Genomic DNA, 9,444 nt, shown 5'->3' with positions numbered 1-9,444 from the left:
GGCGAGGAGCCGCCGGGCGCCGGCGGGCCGCGGACGCTGTTCGTGAAGGACACCCCGGGGCTGAGGTCCACCATCGCTCGCAGCCCTGCCGCCCCGTCCGTCCGGTCCGTCGCAAGGTCACGGACGCTGCTCAACGTCCGGAGCAGGTGGCGTGGTTCGGCCGTCACGGTGCGACCGGACGGCTCCGGGTGACAGCTGAGATGAATGACTCGGGCATTGCCGTTCACACCACTTGACGGGCCGCCGCAAGCCGAGCAGACTCGCATCGCGGCACCAGCTGACATGAATCCTTGAAAGACAGCCATTCACACCAGCTGCCATTGCCTGCCCGTTCCCGGCAGCGTCCGCCTGCCCGCCTCCGGATCGCCCGTCCTCCGCGCCCCAGGAGTCCAGCATGCCCTCGAACACCCCGCCCGATGCCGCGGCCGCCGCCCCGCCCTGGTCGCGCGTCAACCGCGCACCCCTGACCGGGAGTTGGTGGGCCCGCGGCCTGTGGCTGGCCGAACGTCTGAGCGGCGAGGGCGACCCGCCCGCCCCGGTCGCCGACAACCCGGCGGAGGGCAGCCTCGGCTGGCGCGCCGACCGCCGACTGGCCCGCTGGCGCTCGGCGTTCACCGACCACGCGCCGGACACCGCCGAAGCCCAGGCCCGCGCACTCGGCATCGACCCGCCCCTGCTGCGCCGGCTGCTCGCCGAACACCCCGACAGCCTGGCCGCCCGCACCGCCAAACCGGCCTGGGCCCGGTTCGTCGAGGACGTCGTCGCCCGCGCACCACGGCTGCCCCCGGCGCCCGACGGGGAGGACACCACGGAACACGCCGAGGGGCACGACGGAACGCACCGGCACGGCTTCGCCGACTTCGCGGCCGTCGTCGAACCCTTCCTCGCCGAGGCCCTCCGCCTGCTGGAGGCACCCGCCCGCACCGCGGACGCCACCGAGCCCTCCGCCGCCGTCCTCGCGGCCGTCCGGCGCTCGCTCACCGCCGGCCTGCGGGACCAGCTGGTGTCCGTCCTCGGCCGCACCCTCGTCCTCGAACTCCATGTGGCCCGGCTGTCCGGCCAGTTGAGCGGCGACACCCCGCAGGAGCGCTTCCACGCCTTCATCGCCTGGCAGCGGGAGCCCGAGCGGCTGGCCGCGCTGCTGGACGAGTACGCCGTCCTGGCCCGGCTGCTGGCGTGCGCCACCCGGAACGCCGTCCACGCGCACCGGGAGTTCCTCGACCGCTTCACCGCCGACCGGCCCGCACTGGTCGAGCGGCTCTTCGCCGGGCGCGACCCCGGCGAGCTGACCGAGGTGCGCACGGGCCGCGGCGACGGCCACGAGGCGGGCCGCTCGGTCGCCCTGCTGACCTTCTCCTCCGGCGCCCGGCTGGTGTACAAGCCCCGGCCGCTGGCCGTCCACGAGCACTTCAACGCCCTGGTCGACTGGTACGACACCGTCCTGCCGGGCCCCGGCCCGGGCACCGTGGCGGTGTGGGACCGGGGCGGGTACGGCTGGATCGAGTACGTGGAACCGGCGCCGTGCGCCGACCACGCGGCCGCCGAGCGGTTCTACCACCGCCTCGGGGCGCTGCTGGCCCTGCTCTACGCGACCGCCGCCACCGACTTCCACTTCGAGAACGTGATCGCCGTCGGGGAGCACCCGGTCGCCGTCGACCTGGAGTCCCTGTTCCACGTCGGCGTGCCCCACCTGACCGGCAGCCCGCTGATCGACGACGACCCGGCGCAGCACCTGCTCGCCCACTCGGTGCAGCGGGTGGGCCTGCTGCCCTCGGTACTGGTAGGCGACGGCGGCGCGGTGCTGGACGTCGGCGGGATGGGCGCCGACAAGGGCGCCGTGATGCCCTTCAAGTCGCCCACCTGGGAGGGCGACGGCACCGACGAGATGCGCCTGACCCGGGTGCAGCGCGCCTTCGAGGGCAGCGCGAACCGGCCGCGCCTGGACGACCGGGACGTCGACCCGGCCGACCACCTGGCGTCCCTGCGAGCGGGGTTCGAGGCCGGCTACCGCGCCATCGCCGCCCACCGCGAGGCGCTGCTCGCACCGGACGGCCCGCTGGAGCGCTTCCGCGAGGACACCTGCCGCACCATCGTCCGTGCCACCCGGGTCTACGCCCACCTGCTGGGCGAGAGCACCCACCCGGACGTCACCCGTGACGCGCTCGACCGCGACCGGGTGCTCGGGCTGATCTTCGCCCAGTCCGCCGGGAACCCCGCCCAGCGGCCGCTGCTGCGGCTCGAAGCCGAGGACCTCTGGAGCGGCGACGTCCCGCTGTTCCGCTCCGTCGTCGGCTCCCGCGACCTGCGCACCCACCGCGGCCGGTCGCTGCCGCGGGCACTGCCCGAGTCCGGGCTCGACCGGGCCCGGCGGATCGTCGCCGCCATGGACGAGCACGACCTGGCCACCCAGGACTGGATCATCCGGGCCGCCTTCGCCGCCCGCGCCACCACCGGGGGAGCCGACGGTGCCGCACCCGCGGGCACCGGCCCGCGCCCGGCCGGGCCCGCCACCGGCCCGGACCGCTCCCCCGGCGAACGCGCCCTGCGCCTCGCCCGGTCCGTCGCCGACTGGCTGCTGGCCGACGCGCGCCGCGACGGCGGGCGGGCCGGCTGGCTCGGCCTCGACCTGAGCCGGGACCAGTGGCGGGTCACCGCCCTGCGGGACGACCTGTACGGCGGCTACCCCGGGACGGCGCTGTTCTTCGCCCAGCTCGCCGCCGTCACCGGGGAGGAGCGCTACGCGCGGTGGGCGCGGCGGATCCTGGCACCGTTCCCGGAGCACCTGGCCCACGTGCTGCGGCACACGCCGAACCGCTCCTGGGGGGCGTTCGGCGGCCTCGCGGGCACCGCGTACGCGCTCGACTGCGCCGCCGTGCTGCTCGACGACCCCGCCCTGGCGGAGCCCGTACCGGGCCTGTTCACCGCGGCGGCCGGCGCCCTGGACGACGACCGGCAGCTCGACCTGATCGGCGGGGCGGCCGGCTGCCTCGCCGTGGCCGAGGCCCTGGCGCACCGGTACGGCGCCGCCGCGCACGACTGCGCCCGGCGCTGCGCGCGGCTGCTGGTGGAGAAGGCCGAGGCGCACCCCGGCGGCACCGTCGCCTGGCGCACCGCGATGCCCGCCGCACGGCCGCTGCTCGGCATGTCCCACGGCGCCGGCGGGATCGGCTGGGCACTGCTGCGGCACGCCGCCCGCACCGGGGACACGGCCGCGCTGCGCACCGGCCGGGCCGCGCTCGCCTACGAGGAGGCCGGCTACGACCCCGAGGTCGACAACTGGCCGGACTACCGGGAGCAGGCCCCCCGGCCCTGGCGGGCCACGCCTCCCCCGGGCACCTTCGCGGCCGTGCACGCCTGGTGCCACGGCGCCCCCGGCATCGGACTGCTCCGGGCCGACCTGCCCGCCGGGACCCGCACCCCGTCGAGCGACCGGGCGCTGCTGCGCGCCGTGCGGTCCACCGCCGACGCCGGCCAGATCGGCGACGACAGCCTCTGCCACGGCACCCTGGGCAACCTGGAGCTGTTCGCCGCGGCCGCCCGCGCCGGGGTCGCCCGGGCCCGGGACGACCACTCCCGGACCCGCGACGCCCTGCTGGCCGCGATCGAGGAGCGCGGCCCGATCTGCGGCACCCCTGGCGGCATCGTCACGCCCGGCCTGATGACCGGCCTGGCCGGCATCGGCCACGGACTGCTGCGGATCGCCGCGCCCGAGCGCGTCGCCCCCGTGCTGCTGCTCGCCCCGCAGGAGGCCCCGTGAGCGCCGCGACCGACCCCGCCCGGCCGGCCGCCCCCGCCCGGGAGCGCTCCCGGCGGCGCGCCCACCGGGTGCCCCAGCGGCTGCAGTTCACCCGGACCGAGTGCGCCGCCGCCTGCCTGGCCATGGTGCTCAGCCACTACGGACGGGACTCCACGGTGGCCGACTGCCGCCCGCTGCTCGGCGCGGGACGCGACGGCGCCTCGGCGGCCGTGCTCGTCGACGCGGCGCGGCAGGCCGGGCTGACCGTCCGCGTCGACCGCGGCCCGGCCGCACTGGAGCAGCCGCTGCGCGGCCCGGTCATCGCCTACCTGCGGACCCACCACTTCGTCGTCCTGGAGCGGGTCGACCGCCGGTCGGTCCGCCTGGTCGACCCGGCCGGCGGGCGCCGCCAGATCTCCCGGCAGGACTTCGACGGCCTGTACGGCGGCGTGACCGTCGCCCTGGAGCCGGGCGAGTCCTTCGAGGAGCGGCACACCCCGCTGCGAGACCGCCCGATGGTCCGCTACCTGCGGCGCTTCCTGGCCGCCCCGGGCGGCCGCTCCCTGCTCGCCCTGACCGCCCTGGTCACCGGACTGCTGCAACTGCTGGGCCTGGCCGTCCCGTTGCTCACCCGCACCGTGGTGGACTCGCTCCTCCCGCAGCACCGCACCGACCTGCCCGTCCTGCTGGCCCTGTCCGCCGTCGGCATCGCCCTGCTGACCGGACTGCTGACCGCCCTGCGCGCACTGGCGCTGCTCGCCCTGCGCCGGCGCGGCGACCTGGTGCTCACCCGCTCCTTCGTCGAACACCTCTTCCGGCTGCCGCTGCGGTTCTTCCTCGAACGGGGCCGCGGCGACCTGCTGATGCGCACCTCCAGCGTCTCCAGCACCCGGGAGACCCTGACCCAGCAGCTGATGACCGTGGCCCTGGACGGCGTCCTGCTGGTCGGCTACCTGGTCGCCGTCGTGCTGCTGCAGCCCCTCTACCTGCTCGCCGTCGCCCCGCTGTTCCTGCTCCAGCTGCTCCTGGTGGTCCACGCCCACCGCCGGCTGCGCAACCTCGCCCAGCTGGAGCTGGTCGCCAAGGCGGAGGAGCAGAGCTACCTGGTCGAGGCGCTGGAGGCGATCCTGCCGCTCAAGGCGAACGGCGTGGAGAGCCGCGCCGTGGAGCACTGGCAGGGGCTGTTCACCCGCTACCAGGGCGCGATGCTGCGGCGCGGACGCGCCACCGCCGGGCTCTCCGGGGCGCAGCGGGCGATGACCTCGCTCGGGCCGCTGCTCATGCTGGGCGTCGGCGCCTGGATGGTCATGACCGGCCGCTCCACGCTGGGCACCATGCTGGCCGCGAACAGCCTGGTGCTGTCCGTCCTGGCGCCGCTGGAGACCCTGTCGACCACCGGCCAGCTCTACCTCACCGTCAACGCCCAGGTGGAACGCCTCTTCGACGTCCTGGACGCCCCGGCGGAGACCGGCGGCCGGCTGCGGCTCACCACCCGGAAGGCGACCTCGGTGGACGTCCGCGCGCTGACCTTCCGCTACCAGGCGTCCGGGCCGCCGGCCCTCAGCGGGATCGACCTGTCCGTCGCCGCCGGCGGCAAGCTCGGCATCGTCGGCCGCACCGGGTCCGGCAAGAGCACCCTGGCCCTGCTGCTGCTCGGGCTGCTCCCGCCCGACGAGGGGACGGTGCGCCACGACGGCGTGCCGATCGACCGGCTCGACCTCGCCGACCTGCGCGCCCACTGCGGCGCCGTCCTCCAGGAGCTGAGCCTGTTCGGCGGCAGCATCCGGGACAACCTGACCCTCGGGCGGCCCGACGCCGAGGACGCCGAGGTGATCCGGGCCGCGCGGATCGCCGGGCTGCACGAGGACGTGCTGGCCCTGCCGATGGGGTACGACACGCCCGTCGGCGAGAGCGGCTCGGCGCTCTCGGCCGGCCAGCGCCAACGGGTCGCCCTGGCCCGGGCCCTGGTGCACCGGCCGCGGCTGCTGCTGCTCGACGAGGCGACCAGCCACCTCGACCCGCAGACCGAACGCCATGTCGACGGCGCGCTCGCGGAGCTGGCCGTCACCCGGATCGTCGTCTCCCACCGGCTGAACGCCGTGCGCAACGCCGACCAGATCCTCGTCCTCGAACACGGCCGGATCGTCCAACGCGGCCGCCACGACGAGCTGATCGAGCAGGAGGGCGCGTACCGCCTGCTGTTCGGCACGGCCGACACCGATGTGCGCCCCGCCGCGAGCCGCTGAAGCCGACGGGCCACCGACCGACGGACCACCTTTCCGACGGGCCGCTCGACGCCCGTCCCCACGAACCCCGGTCGGCCGCCCGGCCGTCCGGTCGAGGAACCACCACCGAGAGGCAGGAACGCCATGAGCGACAACAGCACCGCCCGTGCGTGGAAGGACCCCGAGGACGCGGCCCGCGCCGTCGCCCCCGCCCACCCGTCCGGCGAGGTCGACCTCGGCCTGTTCGTCGGCGGCCTGTCCGACGAGGAGGGCGGCAGCGAGGCCCTCGGCACCGGCGGCTGCTGCCCCACCTGGGCCACCGGCACCCACTGCTGACGGCCCGTACCCCCCGTCCCGGAGCGGAAGGAGTCGAACCATGAGCGACGAGGAGACCGTCCGGTCCTGGAAGGACCCCGAGACGGCCCGCACCACCCCCGGACACCCGCTGGGCGAGCCCGACCTCACCGCCCTCAGCGGCGGCGAGGAGCCGGTGACCGTCTTCGAGATGTGCACCGGCCAGACCGCCTGCGGCACCTGCGGCGGCTTCACCTTCGGCTGCTGCTGAACGCCCCTGCCGAACGACCCTGCCGAACGACCCCGAAGGAGTCGAACCATGAGCAACGAGGACATCGTCCGGTCCTGGAAGGACCCCGAGACGGCCCGCACCGCCCCCGGCCACCCGGTCGGCGAGCCCGACCTCACCGCCCTCAGCGGCGGCGAGGAGCAGATCACCGTCTACGACATCTGCACCACCAACCAGACCGGGTGCGGCACCTGCGGCAGCTTCAGCTTCGGCTGCTGCTGACCGGCCTGGAGGGAGTCGGACCATGAGCGACGAGGAGACCGTCCGGTCCTGGAAGGACCCCGAGACGGCCCGCACCGCCCCCGGCCACCCGCTGGGCGAGCCGGACCTGACCGCCCTCAGCGGCGGTGAGGAGGCCTTCACCAACAACGATTTCTGCAGCAGCACCGACCAGAGCTGGTGCGGCACCTGCGGCAGCTTCAGCTACGGCTGCTGCTGACCCGCGCACCACCTCGCACCACCCTGCACCATCCCGCACCGGGCGTCGGGTCCGGCCCTCCCCCGAGGGCCGGACCCGCGTTCGTCCCCCGGGGACGGCACCGCCCGACGCCGGGGCGACGCCCGAAGCTACGATGGTTACCCGGTGGCCGGCCCCGCGTTCCAGTGCCGCCGGGACCGGCAGTGGCGGCGCAGGAGGCGGAGATGGCGGAACCCGGGGCGAGCACGCTCGCCGAGAAGATCGAGACACTGTTTCGCACGGTCCGGCGCCCCAACCGGGAGCAGTACAGCAACGAGGACGTGGCGCGCGCCTGTCGCGAGGCCACCGGCGAGACCTTCTCGGCCACCTACCTGTGGCAGCTGCGCACCGGCAAGCGCGACAACCCGACCAAGCGCCATCTGGAGGCGCTGGCCGGGTTCTTCCACGTCTCCCCCGCCTACTTCTTCGACGACCGCTCCGAGGAGATCGTCGCCGAACTCGCCCTGCTGGAGGCGCTGCGGGACGCCGGCGTACGGAACATGGCGCTGCGGGCGGTGGAACTCTCGCCCGAAGCCCTGGACACCGTCTCCGATGTGATCGAGACTATCGCTCGCCGGGAGGCTGCCAGGGGGAAGCCCTCCCCGTGAGCACGACGTGGTGCCGCCGAGGGGACACCCGCAACGGCTGACCGGCCACGTCGGCCCCGGCGGACTGGGGAGGCGCGCGTTGCGATGGATCCGACGCCACGGCGGACTGATGCGGCGATGTCGCGCGATCAGCGAATCACTGGACCTGCCCGACCCGTTCGACGCCGCCGAGCTCGTCGCCCGCCTCGCCCGCGCCCGCGGCCGTCCGATCGACCTGATCGCCGTGCCCGCACGGCCCGGGGCGCCCTGCGGGCTGCTGGTGACGACCGGCCAGGCCGACTACATCGTGTACGCCGAGGACACCAGCGAGGTGCACCGCCAGCACATCCTGGTGCACGAGTACGCCCACCTCCTGCTGGGCCACGCCGACGGCCCCTCGCCCGACCCCGGGCTCACCCGCGGCCTGCTGCCGCACCTGTCCCCGACCCTGGTCGGGAAGGTCCTGGGCCGCACCGTCTACCTCGAACCCCAGGAGCGGGAGGCCGAGTTGCTCGCCTCCCTGATCCTCAAACGCGCCCTGCTGCCCGGCGGCCGGGCGGCCGGCGCCCAGTCCCGCGACGCCGAGTGGGCGCAGCGGCTCTCCCCGCTGCTGGGCCGGCGCCGCCCGACGGGCCCGCATGACTGACCCCGTCCTCGCCTGCGCCGCGGTCTTCCTGCTCGGGCTGAGCACGTACCGGTTCTTCGCCGGCCGGCACCGCGGCACCACGCCGGCCCTGCGCTACACCTGCTGCTTCGCCTGGTGCTTCGGCGCCTCCCTGGCGCTGATGGCCGGCCGGACGGGGGCGGACATCGACCACGGGACCGGCCTGGCGGGCCTGTCCTGGATGCTCACCGACCACCTCAAGATGGGCTCCGCCGGCTTCCTCGCCCTGGCCGCCGTCTCGCTGCGCCGCCCCGCCGCCGACGCCCGGGCCCTGCGCCGCCGCCAGGCCGGCGTCGCCCTCGCGGTCCTCGTGGCGACGGTCCTGTTCCTGCTCGCCCGGATCACGGAGGTCGACGGCCAGTTGGTGGCCACCGGCGGCGCCGGCCCGGCAGCGCTGGCCGGCTACGACCTGGTCAGCGTCGGCTACGTGGTCGGCTGCCTGGTCACGCTGCTGCGCCAGACGCTGTCCTGGACGCGCCAGGCCGACACCGCGGCCCTGCGCACGGCCCTCGTCCTGATCACGCTCACCGCCGCCGTCGGGCTGCTCTGGACGGCGTGGGGGGTGGACGACGTCCTGGGCGCTCTGCGCTCGGGCCGCCAGCAGTCCGCCGAGGACCCCGTCTCGCTGGCGCTCGGGCGGCTGTGCGCGGTGCTGCTGCTGGCCGGTGCGACCACCCTGCTGTGGGCGCGCGCCGGTCGCGCCGCCCGGCGCTGGCGGGCCGCGTACCGCAGCTACCGGTCGCTCGGCCCGCTGTGGCGGGCCCTGCACGCGGTCTTCCCGCAGATCGCCCTCGCCGCCGGCCCGCTGCCCTTCGCCGACGCCGAGCTCGCGCTCTACCGGCGGGTCATCGAGATCCGGGACGGGCTGCTGATCCTCCGCCGCTACCGCACCGGCGAGACGCCCCCGGCGGGGCCGGAGCAGCCGCGGGGCGGCGGCGCCCGGGCCACCGACGCCGCCGCGCGGGCCGAGGCCGCCCGGATCGCCGCCGCCCTGGTCCGCGCCCGCGCGCGGGCGGACACGCCCGCCGAGGCCGCCGACCCGCCGCAGGCCGAGCCGTCGCTGCCGCCCAGCGCCGGCATCGAGGCCGAGACCCGCTGGCTGACCCAGGTCGCCCAGGCCCTGCGGACCATGCCGCCGCTGCCCGTCGGCCGCACGGCCGGCTGACCGGAGCGGGGTCGGCCGTGCTGGCCA

The 9,444-nt window shown here is 75.9% G+C and carries 9 protein-coding genes; all 9 read left to right on the top strand.

What is annotated here, in order from left to right:
- The first annotated feature begins 394 nt into the window (after positions 1-394).
- The 9 genes from ACWDD9_RS37220 (at position 395) to ACWDD9_RS37180 (ending at position 9,417) form a co-directional block, all read left to right on the top strand.
- A complete protein-coding gene (locus tag ACWDD9_RS37220; RefSeq protein WP_449814024.1) occupies positions 395-3,757 on the top strand; it encodes a type 2 lanthipeptide synthetase LanM family protein in 3,363 nt (1,120 codons plus the stop codon).
- A complete protein-coding gene (locus ACWDD9_RS37215) occupies positions 3,754-5,982 on the top strand; it encodes a peptidase domain-containing ABC transporter (protein ID WP_449814023.1) in 2,229 nt (742 codons plus the stop codon). Before ACWDD9_RS37220 ends, ACWDD9_RS37215 begins: the two co-directional genes overlap by 4 nt.
- Positions 5,983-6,105: 123 nt before the next feature.
- On the top strand, positions 6,106-6,297 hold the full coding sequence (locus ACWDD9_RS37210; protein ID WP_049659012.1) for a hypothetical protein: 192 nt from the start codon (positions 6,106-6,108) through the stop codon (positions 6,295-6,297).
- Positions 6,298-6,337: 40 nt separating this feature from the next.
- Positions 6,338-6,526 (top strand): hypothetical protein, encoded by a 189-nt coding sequence (locus ACWDD9_RS37205; protein ID WP_074003145.1) that lies wholly within the window; start codon positions 6,338-6,340, stop codon positions 6,524-6,526.
- 48 nt (positions 6,527-6,574) lie between these two features.
- Positions 6,575-6,766: a hypothetical protein gene (locus tag ACWDD9_RS37200; protein WP_074003146.1), complete on the top strand. Its 192-nt coding sequence runs from the start codon at positions 6,575-6,577 to the stop codon at positions 6,764-6,766.
- A gap of 22 nt (positions 6,767-6,788) precedes the next feature.
- Positions 6,789-6,983 carry a hypothetical protein gene (locus ACWDD9_RS37195; RefSeq protein ID WP_074003148.1) on the top strand — a complete coding sequence of 65 codons (195 nt, stop codon included), beginning with the start codon at positions 6,789-6,791 and terminating at the stop codon, positions 6,981-6,983.
- A gap of 203 nt (positions 6,984-7,186) precedes the next feature.
- Positions 7,187-7,609 (top strand): hypothetical protein, encoded by a 423-nt coding sequence (locus tag ACWDD9_RS37190; RefSeq protein WP_049659008.1) that lies wholly within the window; start codon positions 7,187-7,189, stop codon positions 7,607-7,609.
- A gap of 79 nt (positions 7,610-7,688) precedes the next feature.
- The gene (locus ACWDD9_RS37185) at positions 7,689-8,234 is read left to right on the top strand and encodes a ParH-like protein (protein WP_380741400.1); all 546 of its coding nucleotides are present in this window, start codon (positions 7,689-7,691) and stop codon (positions 8,232-8,234) included.
- Positions 8,227-9,417 (top strand): MAB_1171c family putative transporter, encoded by a 1,191-nt coding sequence (locus tag ACWDD9_RS37180; RefSeq protein ID WP_449814022.1) that lies wholly within the window; start codon positions 8,227-8,229, stop codon positions 9,415-9,417. Before ACWDD9_RS37185 ends, ACWDD9_RS37180 begins: the two co-directional genes overlap by 8 nt.
- Positions 9,418-9,444: the final 27 nt, after the last annotated feature.

This window comes from Kitasatospora sp. NPDC001119, assembly GCF_053598475.1.
Note: the sequence above shows the minus strand (reverse complement) of the source record. Positions and strands in the feature narration are given on the sequence as shown.

Coding starts and splice junctions, on each gene's coding strand:
- ACWDD9_RS37200 (WP_074003146.1), top strand. CDS start 6,575: ATGAGCAACGAGGACATCGTCCGGTCCTGGAAGGACCCCGAGACGGCC.
- ACWDD9_RS37205 (WP_074003145.1), top strand. CDS start 6,338: ATGAGCGACGAGGAGACCGTCCGGTCCTGGAAGGACCCCGAGACGGCC.
- ACWDD9_RS37220 (WP_449814024.1), top strand. CDS start 395: ATGCCCTCGAACACCCCGCCCGATGCCGCGGCCGCCGCCCCGCCCTGG.
- ACWDD9_RS37195 (WP_074003148.1), top strand. CDS start 6,789: ATGAGCGACGAGGAGACCGTCCGGTCCTGGAAGGACCCCGAGACGGCC.
- ACWDD9_RS37180 (WP_449814022.1), top strand. CDS start 8,227: ATGACTGACCCCGTCCTCGCCTGCGCCGCGGTCTTCCTGCTCGGGCTG.
- ACWDD9_RS37210 (WP_049659012.1), top strand. CDS start 6,106: ATGAGCGACAACAGCACCGCCCGTGCGTGGAAGGACCCCGAGGACGCG.
- ACWDD9_RS37190 (WP_049659008.1), top strand. CDS start 7,187: ATGGCGGAACCCGGGGCGAGCACGCTCGCCGAGAAGATCGAGACACTG.